The sequence below is a fragment of the Synechococcus sp. MIT S9509 genome, from assembly GCF_047303035.1.
GTDB lineage: Bacteria > Cyanobacteriota > Cyanobacteriia > PCC-6307 > Cyanobiaceae > Synechococcus_C.
On the sequence record NZ_CP138940.1, the window covers coordinates 1,476,739 to 1,491,202 of the forward strand.

17 protein-coding genes are annotated in these 14,464 nt (G+C 61.4%); 10 read left to right on the forward strand and 7 right to left on the reverse strand.

The features are described 5' to 3' along the window. The first annotated feature begins 36 nt into the window (after positions 1 to 36). From SIB73_RS08585 to SIB73_RS08595, 3 genes are read left to right on the forward strand one after another with little or no spacing between them, the layout of a single operon-like run. On the forward strand, positions 37 to 1,608 hold the full coding sequence (locus SIB73_RS08585; RefSeq protein WP_413405938.1) for an NAD(P)H-quinone oxidoreductase subunit N: 1,572 nt from the start codon (positions 37 to 39) through the stop codon (positions 1,606 to 1,608). After that, positions 1,583 to 2,329 carry an ABC transporter ATP-binding protein gene (locus SIB73_RS08590; protein WP_413405936.1) on the forward strand — a complete coding sequence of 249 codons (747 nt, stop codon included), beginning with the start codon at positions 1,583 to 1,585 and terminating at the stop codon, positions 2,327 to 2,329. The genes SIB73_RS08585 and SIB73_RS08590 overlap by 26 nt, the downstream gene beginning before the upstream one ends. A gap of 39 nt (positions 2,330 to 2,368) precedes the next feature. After that, entirely contained in the window at positions 2,369 to 3,109 is a 741-nt protein-coding gene (locus tag SIB73_RS08595; RefSeq protein ID WP_413405934.1) for a response regulator transcription factor, read from the forward strand. Here SIB73_RS08595 and SIB73_RS08600 read toward each other — a convergent pair. Genes SIB73_RS08600 through SIB73_RS08615 form a run of 4 tightly spaced genes read right to left on the reverse strand, consistent with a single transcriptional unit; the run spans position 3,104 to position 6,958 of the window. After that, entirely contained in the window at positions 3,104 to 4,138 is a 1,035-nt protein-coding gene (locus tag SIB73_RS08600; RefSeq protein WP_413405932.1) for a M23 family metallopeptidase, read from the reverse strand. The genes SIB73_RS08595 and SIB73_RS08600 overlap by 6 nt on opposite strands. 30 nt (positions 4,139 to 4,168) lie before the next feature. Continuing rightward, positions 4,169 to 4,945 carry a biotin--[acetyl-CoA-carboxylase] ligase gene (locus tag SIB73_RS08605; protein WP_413405931.1) on the reverse strand — a complete coding sequence of 259 codons (777 nt, stop codon included), beginning with the start codon at positions 4,943 to 4,945 and terminating at the stop codon, positions 4,169 to 4,171. After that, the gene (locus SIB73_RS08610; protein WP_413406313.1) at positions 4,942 to 6,135 is read right to left on the reverse strand and encodes an aminotransferase class I/II-fold pyridoxal phosphate-dependent enzyme; all 1,194 of its coding nucleotides are present in this window, start codon (positions 6,133 to 6,135) and stop codon (positions 4,942 to 4,944) included. The genes SIB73_RS08605 and SIB73_RS08610 overlap by 4 nt, the downstream gene beginning before the upstream one ends. 43 nt (positions 6,136 to 6,178) lie before the next feature. Then, positions 6,179 to 6,958 (reverse strand): PspA/IM30 family protein, encoded by a 780-nt coding sequence (locus SIB73_RS08615; RefSeq protein ID WP_413405928.1) that lies wholly within the window; start codon positions 6,956 to 6,958, stop codon positions 6,179 to 6,181. Between the two features lie 79 nt (positions 6,959 to 7,037). On the opposite strand from SIB73_RS08615, the gene SIB73_RS08620 reads away from it, so the two are divergent. Beyond that, entirely contained in the window at positions 7,038 to 7,583 is a 546-nt protein-coding gene (locus tag SIB73_RS08620; protein ID WP_413405926.1) for a DUF721 domain-containing protein, read from the forward strand. Here SIB73_RS08620 and SIB73_RS08625 read toward each other — a convergent pair. From SIB73_RS08625 to SIB73_RS08635, 3 genes are read right to left on the reverse strand one after another with little or no spacing between them, the layout of a single operon-like run. Then, on the reverse strand, positions 7,577 to 9,433 hold the full coding sequence (locus SIB73_RS08625) for an ArnT family glycosyltransferase (RefSeq protein ID WP_413405924.1): 1,857 nt from the start codon (positions 9,431 to 9,433) through the stop codon (positions 7,577 to 7,579). The genes SIB73_RS08620 and SIB73_RS08625 overlap by 7 nt on opposite strands. Continuing rightward, on the reverse strand, positions 9,433 to 10,536 hold the full coding sequence (locus SIB73_RS08630) for a glycosyltransferase family 4 protein (protein WP_413406311.1): 1,104 nt from the start codon (positions 10,534 to 10,536) through the stop codon (positions 9,433 to 9,435). The genes SIB73_RS08625 and SIB73_RS08630 overlap by 1 nt, the downstream gene beginning before the upstream one ends. Continuing rightward, positions 10,533 to 11,495, reverse strand: coding sequence for a DMT family transporter (locus tag SIB73_RS08635; RefSeq protein WP_413405922.1), 963 nt, complete (start codon positions 11,493 to 11,495; stop codon positions 10,533 to 10,535). The genes SIB73_RS08630 and SIB73_RS08635 overlap by 4 nt, the downstream gene beginning before the upstream one ends. Before the next feature lie 53 nt (positions 11,496 to 11,548). Between SIB73_RS08635 and sppA the strand changes: the two genes are divergently transcribed. The 6 genes from sppA to SIB73_RS08665 all read left to right on the forward strand — a co-directional run bounded on the left by sppA (position 11,549) and on the right by SIB73_RS08665 (position 14,455). After that, the gene (gene sppA / locus SIB73_RS08640) at positions 11,549 to 12,361 is read left to right on the forward strand and encodes a signal peptide peptidase SppA (RefSeq protein WP_413405920.1); all 813 of its coding nucleotides are present in this window, start codon (positions 11,549 to 11,551) and stop codon (positions 12,359 to 12,361) included. Next, positions 12,358 to 12,738 (forward strand): chorismate mutase, encoded by a 381-nt coding sequence (gene aroH, locus SIB73_RS08645; protein ID WP_413405918.1) that lies wholly within the window; start codon positions 12,358 to 12,360, stop codon positions 12,736 to 12,738. The genes sppA and aroH overlap by 4 nt, the downstream gene beginning before the upstream one ends. 99 nt (positions 12,739 to 12,837) lie before the next feature. Further along, positions 12,838 to 13,425, forward strand: coding sequence for a DUF2808 domain-containing protein (locus tag SIB73_RS08650; protein ID WP_413405916.1), 588 nt, complete (start codon positions 12,838 to 12,840; stop codon positions 13,423 to 13,425). A 53-nt stretch (positions 13,426 to 13,478) separates the two neighbouring features. Then, positions 13,479 to 13,616, forward strand: coding sequence for a 50S ribosomal protein L34 (rpmH, locus tag SIB73_RS08655; protein ID WP_074159280.1), 138 nt, complete (start codon positions 13,479 to 13,481; stop codon positions 13,614 to 13,616). A gap of 18 nt (positions 13,617 to 13,634) precedes the next feature. After that, complete coding sequence (locus SIB73_RS08660; protein WP_413405915.1) at positions 13,635 to 14,036, forward strand: ribonuclease P protein component; 402 nt, start codon at positions 13,635 to 13,637, stop codon at positions 14,034 to 14,036. Continuing rightward, positions 14,033 to 14,455 (forward strand): PH domain-containing protein, encoded by a 423-nt coding sequence (locus tag SIB73_RS08665; RefSeq protein ID WP_413405914.1) that lies wholly within the window; start codon positions 14,033 to 14,035, stop codon positions 14,453 to 14,455. Before SIB73_RS08660 ends, SIB73_RS08665 begins: the two co-directional genes overlap by 4 nt. The last annotated feature ends 9 nt before the right edge of the window (positions 14,456 to 14,464 follow it).

Genomic DNA, 14,464 nt, shown 5'->3' on the forward strand with positions numbered 1-14,464 from the left:
CTACAGTCGCTCGAACCGCTTCGCCCTGCGCGCGCCATGCCCGAGATGGGTGCCTTGCTCCTCGACACCCAGCCACTGGCAGCGCCGGGTGATTTGCTCAATCTGGCCCTGAACGCCGTTGCCATCGCCCCGGAAGGCGCGGTCCTGCTGGCGATGCTGGCCACCCTTCTGGTGGATCTGGCCGGCGAAAAAGTCGCTGTGCGCTGGGTTCCTCTCATCTGTTACGCGGGCCTGGGCACAGCCCTGTTGCTGCTCGCATTGCAGTGGAACGCTCCGCTTGAGCCCTCCTTCCTCGGCGCATTTCTTTCCGATCACCTGGCGATTGCCTTCAGAGCCGTGGTGGCCTGTTCAACGCTGTTGTCCCTGCTGATCAGCTGGAGGTACGCCGAACAGGGTGGAACCCCTGTGGGTGAATACGCCGCAATTCTTCTGGCAGCAACGCTTGGAGGCATGCTTCTCTGCGGTGCCACCGATCTGGTGAGCATCTTTGTCTCTCTGGAAACCCTTTCAGTCGCGAGTTACCTGCTCTCGGGCTACATGAAACGGGATGCGCGCAGTTCGGAAGCCGCTCTGAAATATCTGCTTGTGGGCTCCGCTGCAGCTGCAGTCTTTCTCTATGGCTCCTCGCTCCTTTATGGACTCAGCGGCTCCACCAGCCTGGAAGCGATCGGACAGTCACTGCTGACCAGTCCCACTCCCCTCGCCGCTCTCGCGCTGGTGTTCGTTCTGGCAACCGTGGCCTTCAAAATCGCCGCAGTTCCCTTCCACCAGTGGACACCGGATGTCTACGAAGGATCTCCGACTCCGGTGGTCGCCTTTCTTTCAGTCGGTTCTAAGGCCGCCGGCTTTGCGTTGGCCCTGCGAATTCTGGTCGGCTGTTTCGGCAGCTTCGACACGCAGTGGAAACTGCTGTTCACCGTGCTGGCGGTGCTCAGCATGACCCTCGGCAACGTCGTTGCGCTCGCCCAGACCTCGATGAAACGGATGCTGGCCTACAGCTCCATCGGTCAGGCCGGTTTCGTGATGATCGGTCTGGTCTGCGGTACTGAAGACGGTTTCGCAGCCATGGTCCTGTACATGGCCACCTACCTGTTCATGAATCTGGGGGCCTTTGCCTGCATCATCCTGTTCTCCATTCGCACCGGCAGTGATCGCATCTCCGATTACGCCGGTCTCTACCAGAAGGATCCCCTGATCACACTCGGGCTCAGTCTCTGCCTGCTGTCGCTCGGAGGCATCCCACCGATGCTCGGGTTCTTCGGGAAGATCTATCTCTTCTTCGCTGGCTGGGCTGATCACCAGTACCTGCTTGTTGTGGTCGGACTGATCACCTCGGTGGTGTCGATCTATTACTACATCGGCGTGATCAAGATGATGGTGGTCAAGGAGCCACAGGAAGCCTCCGATGCGGTGAAGGCCTATCCACCGATCCAGTGGAACACCCTGGGGCTGCCGCCACTGCGGGTGGCTCTGGTGACCTGCGTGGTCGTTACAGCGGTTGGTGGCATTCTCTCCAACCCCCTCTTCCAATGGGCCAGCGACGCGGTGGCTGGGACCCCGATCCTGCAGCAGGCCATCGCCGATGCCTCCGGAGCCACCCTTGGCTGAGGGTGCGAAAGGTGAACGCTCCGCCGTCGCGGAGCTGCGCGGAGTCGACAAGGTCTACGGAACCGGTGCGGGTCTGGTCAGGGCACTCGATCAACTGGATTTGACTGTTCGTAAAGGCGATTACCTTGCCGTGATGGGTGCAAGCGGCTCGGGCAAAAGCACCGCGATGAACATTCTTGGCTGCCTCGACCGACCCAGCAACGGCTCTTATCACCTGAATGGGAATGCGGTTGAGGATCTTGATGACGATGCGCTGGCGGATCTGCGCAATCAGCAACTGGGGTTCGTGTTTCAGCAATTCCATCTTTTGCCCCACGCGACAGCTCTTGAAAATGTGATGCTGCCGATGATCTATGCAGGCCTCTCTCCCCAGCAGAGGCGGGACAAGGCGAGAGAAGCGCTGGATCGAGTGGGTCTTGGGGAAAGAATGCACAACAAGCCGAATCAGCTTTCAGGAGGTCAGCAGCAGAGAGTCGCCATCGCAAGAGCCATCATCAACCAGCCTGCACTTCTCCTGGCTGATGAACCAACCGGCGCACTCGATTCACGCACGACAGACGACGTGCTCAATCTGTTCGATGCCCTCCACGACCAAGGGATCACTCTGGTGCTGGTGACCCATGAAGACGATGTGGCTGCCCGTGCTGAACGAGTGGCACATTTCCGTGACGGCCGTGTTGAACGCTGGGATGGACATGCTCAGCAGTCCAGACCGACCTGAGCTGGCCGATTAGGCTGAATGAAGGGTGCACTGGATTGCATGGTCTCCTCAGCCACTCCGAAGACCAGGCTCCTGCTCGTGGATGACGAGGCACGCCTAACGGAGCTCCTGAAGATGGAACTGGAGGTCAAGGGGTATGAGGTGGATGTGGCCGCCGATGGGGCCGCTGGCCTGATCCAGGCACGCACTGAGCCATCCCCGGACCTGATCGTTCTGGACTGGAATCTTCCCGATTTCAGTGGTGTGGATATCTGCCAGCGAATCCGCAGCAGCTCCATCACCACACCAATCCTGATGCTCACCGGTCACGACGATGTTGCTGATCGGGTGACGGCCCTTGATGCCGGTGTGGATGACTACCTGGTCAAACCCTTTTCGATCGAGGAATTGATGGCACGTCTGCGGGCCATGCAGAGACGTGCCAGCACCTTCTCCGCTGCGACTGGCGAAGGACAGCATCCTGAAATGCTCCAGGTTGGAGACCTGGTGATGAACACCAGCACCAGGGATGTGAGTCGCTCAGGCCAGATGATTCAGCTGTCTGTGAAGGAATATGAGTTGCTCAACTTCCTGATGCGGGGTCAGGGGAAAGTGCTCGAGCGCGCCGAGATCATGCGCGGAGTCTGGGGCGAGAACTTCTACGGCGATGACAATCTTCTCGATGTCTACATCCGTTATCTGCGCCAGAAGGTCGAATCGACTGACCGACCTGCTTTGATCCACACCGTGAGAGGAGTCGGTTTCATCCTGCGGGAGGAGCGTCAGGAGCAGACATCATGAGTCCTTGGAACGCTCAAGGCTGGTCATCAGCTGTCCCACCAGCAGCGATACGGCATCTGCACCGGAAGCAGTGAGTGGATTGAGATCCATATCCCCTGGATCGACTGCCACCCAGCCACCGGCCTGGGGCCTGCGCAGTTCAAAGTGAAGATGAGGTCCGGTGCTGAGACCTGTGCTTCCGACGCGACCGATCACCTCCCCCTGGCGGACTTTCTGGCCGGACTTGACGTAGATCTCTGAAAGATGTCCATAGAGGGTCCGGCGTTTGGGCTGATCATGATCCAGCTCCACAGCGATGCCGTAACCACCCGCAAGACCACTGCTCAGGACTGTTCCTGAAAGAGCAGCAACAACCGGAGTCCCCTCCGGGGCAGCGAAGTCCTTGCCTGCATGCATCAGCCATCTGCCGATGATCGGATGAATCCGCCAGCCGAACTCACTCGTGGTGATCGCTGAACCCATAACTGGAAACAGCAGCCTGCGGTCTCCGTTGCCGGCGACCGAGGCGGGGCGGGGCGACACTGCAAACACCTTCTCCAGACGAAACGCAGAGGAGGAACCTGCAAGCAGGGCCTTCACCGGCACTGAGATCGGAGGTAGCGGTGTGCCGTCAGCACCGCGGCGGGATAACCCCGTGAGCGTTTCATCACGGCCTTTCAGGACAACGCGCGGTCGTAGACGGGACCCACGCCGGCGCACTGCCACTCCACTGCTGCATTCCTGCTGCGAGAGCGCACCGCTCTGACAGGCCTGCTGAAACGCCGGAACATCCACAGGCCTGGCCTGTTCGCCGGTTTCAAGCTGACGACGTTCCCGCGGAGTGATGACACGGTTTCTCTCCAGAGACTCCAGCGAACGGTCAAAGGTGAGCGGCGCCTGCGGCTTGAGCTCGGAGGGAGGCAGCGGGGCCTGCGGCTTGAGCGCAGATGGGGCCAGCGGCGGCTGCGGTTCGAGCGCGGAAGGATCCAGCGGGGCCTGCGGGGCAGGAATGGACAGCAGAACCGATGCAGCAAGCCAACGCAGAACCAACGGATCAAAACGGTCTCATCAGGCGAGACTTTAGAGATCCTGATCAGGACTGTCCGTCCAACGCGTCCAGCTGGTCCTCCGGGCCCCCTGCTCCAGGAGCAGGCGTCCGTCGATCCCGAGGCCTTGCACTCGCCAGGCCTCTCCTGTGCCTGGATCGGGTACCGATGCAGTCCAGAGGCGCTGTTCGGCCTCAGCGACCACCGTGCTGGGCATGAGCGCCAACTCACAGGCACGATCCAGTGCCCGAAGCACAGCGCCTTGCCAGACCCTCAGCCTGCATCGCCCCGAAGGAAGGCACTGGCGCAGGGAGATCGCGCCGGGGGGCACCGGATTGTTCACATTGAGTCCAATCCCGATCCGGGCGAGGCGGACACGACGTCCTCGGAAGATCAGGGTGGGAAGCACGCCGGCCAGCTTGCGTGAATCAACCATCAGATCATTGGGCCATTTGATGGCCACCTGAAGGCCGCTGGACTCCAGCTGCTCCGCCAGGGCGAGAGCCACGGTGAGACCGAACAACCCTGTCGAGCAGTCGTGCTGGGGCCAAGGCAAGGCCGCACTCAGCCAGACGCCTCCGACGGGTGATATCCAACGACGTCCGTACTGGCCATGACCCTGAGTCTGGTGGTCAGCCAGCACAGCGCGAGCGCGAGACTGGTGGCCACGCCAGGGCCTTTGCAGCAGCCACTGAGAAAGCTCGGTCTCGGTGCTCGCACAGACAACCAGCTTCTTCAGCCGCCAGGACTGGTGCCCATGACGGCGGAGATCATGCAGCAACCGCCCCCGGCCGACATGCGCGAACTTCAATGGTGCCGATCCCACCAGGGATGGAGGCGAGTCACGGCATTCTCAAGGTCCTCGACCGGGCGGACAAGAGCCAGACGCAACCAGCCACTGCCCGAATCGCCGAAGCCGGAACCAGGGGTCAGTGCCACACCGCAGTGCTCCAGCAACTCAGCGGCAAGCTGTTCATCGCTCCAGCCCCTGTCGGCCGCCCATCCGGGAACGGGCATCCAGAGGTAGAGAGCCATGGATGGCTCGGGAACGTCCCAGCCGAGAGCAGTCAGGGCCTGCCGCATGCGGTCGCGACGCTGGCGGTAGACGGGCAGGAGACGTGAAGGCCAATCGGCATGTTGATCCAGCGCCACAATCGCGCCCTTCTGAAGGGCCTGACACTGATTGAAATCAACGACACCTTTCAGCTGGCGCAGTGCATGGATCAACGGAGCTGCACCCACCGCAAACGCCAGTCGGAACCCCCCGAGACACCACCCCTTGGACAGGGAAAAGAATTCGATTCCCCGCTCACGCCACTGGGGGCAGCGCAACAGTGACGGGGCATCACCCTCCAGTGCAAGATCCACGTAGGGGTTGTCATGGGCCAGCACCAGATCGTGTTGGACCGAAAGGTCCATCGCCTCATCAAGCCAGGCCTGCTCTCCAGTGCAGGCGGTGGGGTTATGAGGAAACCCGAGCACCATCAGACGCAACTGCTGCCACTGATCAGAGGAGAGCACATCAAAATCCGGAGCCCAGTCCCGTTCAGCAGTCAACGGAAGGGTATGAATGTGAGCATCGGCCAGTTCAAGTCCACCCCGGTGGGAGGGGTAGGAGGGATCAAGGATCAGAGCGGAGTCCCCGGGATCAAGAATCGCAAGAGGCAGATGGGCTGTCCCTTCCTGCGATCCCACCAGCAGAAGCACCTCGGTCTCGGCATCCACCTGGATGCCGAATCGTTGCTGACACCAAGCGGCAGCAGCATTCCTGAACGGTTGCGTGCCTGCATGCAGGCAGTAGGACGCGCTGGAGGGATGCTGAAGCACCTCGGCCATGGCTTCCACGGCAGCCACTGGTGGCGACAGATCAGTGGATCCCAGTGACAGATCGATCAGAGGCTGATGGTTCTGACGTTCGCTTGAGGCGTAGGCCGATTTACGCCGGTCATTGCGATCAAAGACTCCGCTGCCGAGCCTTGCGAGGCGATCAGAGGTGATCATCCTTGACATCGGCGATTGAGAACTGCTGATCAATCCTGGGTGATCAGATCTTGTCGATGGATCGGCGGAGCTCCTCGAGATCGTTGTCCACCTCAGACACATTCACAGGCTGCACGGCTTCGGATTTGCCTTGATCAGCTGCTGGGAGCGCAACGGCTTCTGGTCCACCGGCCAGTTGCTGTCGAAGAGCAGCGAGATCATCATCCACATCACTGCCGCCTTCGAGAGCGGCGAACTGGCTCTCCAGATCAGCGCCTGCCAGCTCAGCCGCGGCCTGGCTGCTGGCTTCCATCGCCTGAACCTTGTCCTCCATGCGCTCAAAGGCAGCCATGGCGGAATTGCTGCCCATGTTCCCAACGGCACTCTGAAGCTGCTCCTGGGCCTTGGCCGCCTGGGCCCTGGCTTTGAGCATGTCCTTCTTGGTTCGGGCCTCGGCGATTTTGCCCTCGAGTGCCACAAGACTCTTCTTCAGGGTCTCCACCTGAGCGTCCTGACCCTGCACCTGCTTGGCCAGAGTTGCTGAGGTCTCCTGAAATGTTTTTCGCCGGGTGAGTGCTTCACGGGCCAGGTCCTCTTCGTTCTTCTTGAGAGCGAGCTCCGCGCGTTCATACCAGGTGCGCGCCTGGGTTTCCGCTTGCTCGGCCTGATTGCGAAGACGCTTCTGACTGGCGATCGCCAAGGCGACCGCCTGGCGCAGCTTGACCAGATCCTCCTGCATGTCCGCCACGGACTGGTCGAGAATCTTCACGGGATCCTCGGCCTTGCTCACGAGATCGTTGACGTTGGCGCGCAGCAGTCGGCTGAGCCGGTCGAAGAAACCCATGGATCGGGACGGTAGCGATTTGAGGGTAGCCAGCAAATCAATGGCGCCTGCCTAAGGTCAAACCAAATCGGCAATTGGCATGGGTCGGGCCCCGAAATCTCAGCGCCGCCGCTTTGGGAACGGTGAGCTGCTGATGCCACCGGAACCGGCACCCGTTCAGCCAATCAGCGGCTGCCTGGAAGCACTCAAAAACCAATGGCGACGAGAGGGGTCACTGGCAGCTCTTTGGCAGGACTGGCCGAAACTGGCAGGCGATCCGCTCTCCAGCCATTGTCAGCCGCTGGCGCTCAGGAGCGGGACGCTAATCGTTGGAGCCAGCCACCCCCAGTGGCGACAGGCCCTGCTTTACAGCAAGCCTCAGCTACTCGCTGCCATCCGTGCAGCCGACCACCCTGTTCGTGATCTGCGGATTCAGCAACACCATCCAGCAGGGCGCTCACCGGCAGGAGACCCGCTCGAAGACTGGAAGCGACACCCCAGTCGCATCGATGTGCACGGCATCGATGCATGCCCGCGTTGCGGAACGCCGTCGCCTCTCGGAGAGATGGCGCAGTGGGGGCATTGCAGCTTCTGCCGTCGCATCCAGCTGAGCGAGTTGTCGGCGCAGGATGATCGGATTCAGTAACGCTCTGGCCGTGGCTTCTTCCAGGTGAGAGAGACGCCGTCATCGAGCAGATCCGATGCACGCTGGTCAAGTCGGGATCGATCCAGCCGCCACAACTCGTAGATCCCAGCGCTCCCCAGTTTCTGCGGATTGAGACCCTGCCAGTGCTGTCTTGCTGCCGTCCCCCGGTTGATCACGACCAGCACGGAGGGCGATGCGTCGACCTCCGTACGAGGCAAGCCCTTGAAGCCTTGTCGCTGCTCATGACTGAGGCGATCAGCGAGATTGGCGAGAGCTGCCCTCGACTGGCCTTCATAGACCACCACCTGGTTTGTGTAGAAGTGAAGCGAAGGTTTCAACACGCCGATCATCGCCAGTGGCTCCCCTGGACGACGCCGTTCAACAACCTGCTTGGCGAGCTGCCGGACCGGTAGCTGCCGGACTCGATCTCCAAGCTGGATCATCGGCACAAGGGCAATGATCTGAAACAGCACCATCGGTCCCTGCCAGATCAGCAGTCGTCCGGACACAGGGCGCCAAAAACTCCAGGTCCCAAGCACGACGGCGAGAATGAAACACGCGGCCGCCCTGATCACCAGCCCACTGGCCATCAGCTCAGCCGGCAGTGTGGGCATCTCCGGATCCTGAATCAAAGGGATCCAGAGGGGCGAGGCCAGCAGCCCCGCCGCCAGGATCGCTGTGCAAAGAGCGGTCGAACACCAGGCAATCAAGGGCCCCTTGCATCGCTGAAGCGACGGGGGATGAGCTGTCAAGGCGATCAACAAGGCGGCAGCCGGAGTGGCTGGAAGCCAGTAGCTGGGCAACTTGGTCGCCGCTGCGGTGAACAACAGGAACACGGCCAACAACCAGCAGCCGGCGAATTGGCCAAGGCTCTCTCCGGATGGCATGAGCCGCGAGGAAGGATCTCCTGCGAAATCAGTGATCACCCTCCCCAGACCAAGAAGAAGCAGCGGGGTGAATGGAAATGACGCCACCACCAGCACAGGTCCAAAAAACCACCAGGGCTGAAGGTGGTCGTTCACAACGCTGGTGAGGCGTTGAAGGTTGTGATAGCCGAAGAAACTGTCCCAGAAGGGCTGTCCCTCCACCAGCAATTCGGCTGCATACCAGGGAAGACTGATCAGAGCCGTGATCAGCAGACCCTGAACAGGCCTTAGAGAACGCCAGAGGCCTGCCAGATCTCTGCGAATCACAGCGAACAGCACCAGGGTGATCCCTGTGAGCACAACCGCCACAGGACCTTTGGTCAGCACGGCAAAGGCCAGCACGATCCAGGCCAGCCACCAACGTCGTCCCGATCCACTGGCGTAACAGCGCCACTGACACAGCAGGCTGAGAGCGAGCGTTCCTGTGAGCAGCGAATCACTGACAGCGGTTCTGCTCCAGATCAGCACCAGGGGGGACAGCGCGAAAGCCAGCGCTGCGGCGATCGCCGTCCGGCAGGGATGTGAATCGCCCCGCAGCGGGAAGCGCAGCAGCGTGTCGCCGAGAGCGAGCATGGTCAGCACCGAAGCCAGAGCCGAGGGCAGACGGGCGGCCCAGGTGCCGAGCGGGTCCCAGACCGTTCCTGCTGGCAGGGCATAGCCCAGACCCATCAGCCAGTACACCAGTGGTGGTTTGTCGTACCGAGGCAACCCGTTGACCCGTGGTGTGAGCCAGTCGCCGGTCTCCGCCATGGCACGGCCTGAAGCCGCGAACAAAGGTGGCGTTTCATCGACGAGCCCCGTGTTTCCGAGCTGCCAGCAGAAGATCACAACGGCGAGCACCAGGATGAGCAGCATTCCTCGCCGTCGCTGTCGAACGGTTTGACGAACAACTGAAGCAATCGGGGCTGATGAGTCCGCTGTCATCAGGAGATGGTGCCATCCACTGGAGTCAGCCCCCTGCGGATCCAGGCCTCGACCCGTGCGGCGAGTCCCTCCTGACTGGCGCAGCGCTCCACCCAGCCACGACAGGCCTGACGGTCGATCGACGACGCTCGCAGGGTTGCCTGCTCGAGGGCATCGCGGTCATCCGGGGGAACCAGCCAGCCGGTTTCGCCGTTCTGGATGATCTCTCCTGGGCCTCCACGGTCGTAGGCGATCACCGGAACCCCACAGGCCAGCGCCTCCACCACAACATTGCCGTAGGCCTCATTCCACTTCGGCGTGTTGAGCAATGCCCTGCAACCGCCGAGCTCTCGCTGCAGCTCGCTGGTCGGCTTGAAGCCGCACCATTCGATCGTTCCAGCGGGAACGGCACTCTCGATACGCCTCGCATAGGCATTGTCTTCGACGAGGCCCCAGACCCTCAGCGTCTCGCCCAGCCGGGCGGCAACCGCTGCCGCATCCTCCAGCCCCTTTTCGGGAGCCACCCGACCGGCCCAGCCCAGGGGACCATCCGTTCCGAGCTTCAGCTCGTAGCGGGAGAGATCAAAACCGTTTCCCACCACCTCAGGAGGTTCGACCAGATCGAAGTCACTGGCCTGACGGCGGGTGTGAAAGGCGAGGCGGCGCTGATCCCAGCGCGCGAGATCAGCCACCGCACCATCCATCACCGCGGAGACGGATCCCATGCTCACCAGATGAAAGATCCTGCTCTCAACATGAGGCGTGAGCCACATCGGCAGCCAGTCGTATCCGAAATTGATCAGGGCATCGGCATCGCTGGCCAGCTCCAGCGCGCAAGTCCAGAGCCGGGGCAGCACAGCATCCTGGGGAATCCGCATCGGAGAATCCCGCTCGGCATGCTGCCAACTCGGTTGATCCACCCCTGGGACCGTATGGAGAGTCACCTGTGCGTTCTGCACCGGTGAACAGGAACCATCGGGGGCAACGAGATGCAGGTGGAGACCACGCTGCACCAGGCCCTGCACCAGCGACGCAAGCGTGAGTTCCACACCACCACCCCTGCCGCTGCCGAGCTGTCCCACGGGCGTGCTCACCAGCACCAGGGTCAGAGGACGATCGCTCATGCGTTGAGATCCCCGGAAGGGCTGACAGTGGCCGAGAGCCAGGGCTCCCAGAGTCGCTGTCTCTGGCTCACCAGCACCACCGACATCATCACCAGCAAGACCGCCAGCCATTGCAGGGTGTCGAGGCGTTCCCCGAGTAACACTCCTCCGGAGGCCAGCGCGAAAACCGGTGTGAGGAAACCGAGTGTGCTGAAACCGGTGAGGTCTTCCCTGTTGGCGAACCAGAAAAAAATGGAATAGGCCAGAGCGCTGCCCAGCAACGAGGCGTAGGCCATCTGAACCCACTCTGAAGCTGTCCAGGGAGGAATCAACGCCGTGCTGGGATCCAGCCCGTGCCAGGCGAGGAGAGGCAATCCCCCCAGCACCATGTGCCACCCGGTCACTGCCACCGGATCACTGTTCTTACAGGCGAAACGGCACAGCACGGTGCCCAGAGCCATCGCCAGCGCCGCCAGAAGCATCCAGCCAGTCCCCTCCTGCCAGCCCGCCTGCAGCTCGGACAGATCAGCCTGCAGCCACCAGTGCTGAAGAAGAGGTGCGGGCACCCCAAGACAGACAATCCCGGCGAGTCCGACCACAAGTCCGATCCAGCCGATCGGATTGATCGATTCCGCGAACAGCCAGCGCGCCAGCAGAGCCACGATCAGCGGCTGCGAGTCGATCAGCACCGATCCAAGCCCGGCACCGGTGCCCTGCAGGCCCTTGGCCAGAAAAAACTGAAAAAGAAACGCATCCACGAGCGTGAACAGCAGGAACCAAGTGCGATCTGCCGAATCAATCTTCAGTGGTCTGCCGAGGTAGGGAACAGCGACAAGCAGCACGATGCCCGCCGGAAGCAGCCGCAGACAGGCCACCAGAGGAGCACCGCCAGAACGCACCAGAGGGGCCATTGCCGCCATGGCGGTGCCCCACAGGGCGAAGGGCAGCACCATCAGCAACCAGCGCTGCAATGTCGACATCGAAATACGCAGACAGGGTCCTTTTTAAGATCCGGCGAGTTGAACAGAGGATCATGGGGTGGCTTTGGCGCCGCAAGTCCAAACGCCGCATGGCGCGCATCGTGATTGAGGGGGCGATCAGCAGCTCGACGCGACGCAGGGTGCTGAAGGCTCTTCGCGACGTGCAGGAACGGGAGTTCCCGGCACTCCTGCTGCGCATTGACAGTCCGGGAGGAACGGTCGGCGACAGCCAGGAGATCCATGCAGCCCTCCTGCGTCTGCGCGAAAAAGGCTGCAAGGTGGTGGCCAGCTTCGGCAACATCTCCGCGTCCGGAGGTGTTTATGTGGGCGTGGCAGCCGATTCGATCGTGGCCAATCCCGGCACCATCACCGGCTCGATCGGGGTGATTCTGCGAGGCAACAACCTGTCCGAGCTGCTGGCGAAGGTCGGCGTCCGATTCGAGACGGTCAAGAGCGGAGCCTTCAAGGACATTCTGTCCCCTGACCGGGCTCTCAGTCCTGAGGAGCGTGAGCTGCTGCAGAGCCTGATCGACAGCAGTTACGACCAGTTTGTTGGAGCGGTGGCCGAAGGCCGTGGTCTGGACAGGGACACGGTGCGAACCTTCGCAGATGGGCGTGTGTTCAGTGGAGCGCAGGCCAAGGACCTGGGGCTCGTGGATGAGCTGGGAGACGAGGAACAGGCTCGGTTGGTGGCAGCCCGTCTGGCCGAGCTTGATGAAGAGCGCTGCCGACCGGTGACCCTGGGCAAACCTCGCAAGCGCCTGCTGCAAGGTCTTCCTGGATCAAGCCTCTTACTGAGACTCGATCAGTTGCTGACCACGGAACTGGAGCTGAGCGGCCAGCCCCTCTGGATGCACAGACCATGACGGCACCTCGGCTGCTGCGGGGCCTGCGCGGAGCCACAACCTGTGCTGAAAACAGCGCTCACGCCATCCATGAGGCTGTCGCCGAACTGGTGGACGTTCTGATGGACATGAACGCACTCGATCCAGACCAGCTGGTCTCCGTGACGTTCTCCGTGACCGCCGATCTGGATGCCAGCTTTCCAGCAGCGACGGCACGCCGCCGATCGGGCTGGGAAGACGTGGCCCTGTTGGATGTTCAGCAGATGGCCGTCCAAGGGGATCTTGCCCGTTGTATCCGTCTGCTGGCTCACGCCTGGATTCCTTCCGACAGGTCGCTTCACCATCCCTACCTGCGGGGAGCATCACGATTGCGCCCGGACCGATCTGGTCACAACTGACAGATCAGGGGCCGACCCCCGAAGCACCTGCGTTCGCAAGATTCTCAGGACAATTCATTCACGAACTACGGCATTCGCGCCGACCGCTATCGAAACACGATGAAACGACATTGTTCTCCCACCTCCAGACGCCGCGCAGGACTGGCAGCTCTGATCGGTTGCGGTGTCCTCGGCGGAGTGGCTCTGCTGCCCCTTTCTGCACCCCATGCCGTTGCTCAGAACACCCCTTCCCTGCTGGAATTCCGATGGGATTCAGGAACTGGTTATCGCAAGCTCTACTTTGTCCAGTCCAGTCAGCGCCGCCGTGAGCGTTCGGAGTACTTCTTCATGCTGCGCAAAAAAGATCGCAAAACCGCGATCCTCAAGCTGAGCATCACGGTTCCCAGCTATTTCAACGCTCGCATCCGTCCAGAGGCACTGACACTCTGCAGGATGTCGATGGGAGGAATGCTCTCAAGAAGCAAGTGCAAGGAAGTGCTGCCTGCGGTCTTCGAGGTGAACGAGAAACAGACAGCCATCGAGGTCTTCCCCGACACTCCGATCCCGACCGGCGGAACCTATGCCGTGGTGATGAATGTGTTCAACCCGAGCCAGGGCGGAATGTTCCAGTTCAATGCTCTTGCGCAGGCCCCGGGGGACGTTCCTGTGTCCGGCTACCTCGGCAGCTGGCTTGTGGATATCGACTGACCCTGACTGATAAAGTCCCTCCTTGACGAAAGGCCGGACGCCGTAAAAAACCCATGACGAAGCGAACTCTTGGAGGCACAAGCCGTAAGCGCAGACGTGTTTCAGGTTTCAGAGTGCGCATGCGGACACACACTGGTCGTCGCGTGATCCGTAGCCGCCGCAAGCGCGGCCGTTCACGCCTGTCCGTTTGATTCCCGCATGTTCCAGCGATGGTCCTGCCGGCATCCATGCGTCTGCGTGGCCATCGCTGCTTTGATCACATGCACCGGAGAGGCAAGCGCTTTCACGGCACCCTGATGGTGCTGCGCAGGGCTTCTGCCAGCCATGGCCTGCTCCGCCGTCAGACAGCTGCGCGTCAGTCGAATGTCCCATTCGCATCGCCGACCTGCAGGGTGGCTGTGGTGATCAGCAGCAAGGTCAGCAAGCGCGCCGTGATCAGGAATCGATTGCGGCGACGCCTGCATGATCATCTGCGCGCAAGATTTGGACATGCTCCGGAACATGCCTCTGTCTGGCTTCTGATCAGTTTGAAGCCCGGAGCGGCCACAGAGGATCACGGCTTGCTGGAAGAATGCGACAGATTGCTCGAACAGGCGGGCCTGAAGCCATGACCAGCTCCATCAAGGAAGACATTTTTTACGAAGGAGGTCCTGCGAAGGGTGATCTCATCTTCAACATCCTTCTGGGTTTCACCCTGATCGCTCTGCCATTCACGGTGGGCGCCATCGTGCGGGCTCTCTGGCTGCGATTCCGCATCACCAGCCGGCGAGTGTCCGTGAGTGGTGGCTGGATGGGCAAGGACCGCAGCCAGGTGGTCTACAGCCAGATCCGTGAGGTGCGCTGTGTTCCCCGCGGCTTTGGCGCCTGGGGCGACATGGTGCTCGTGCTCACGGATGGCTCACGACTTGAGCTTCGTTCAATGCCTCGCTTCCGGGAGGTTGAGGCCTACATCCAGGAACGCATCTCAGGCAGGAGCGAATCCGCCGGTTCCAGCAGTGAGAGCATTCCTAACAAAGGCTTTGCTGCCTGATCCTGCACA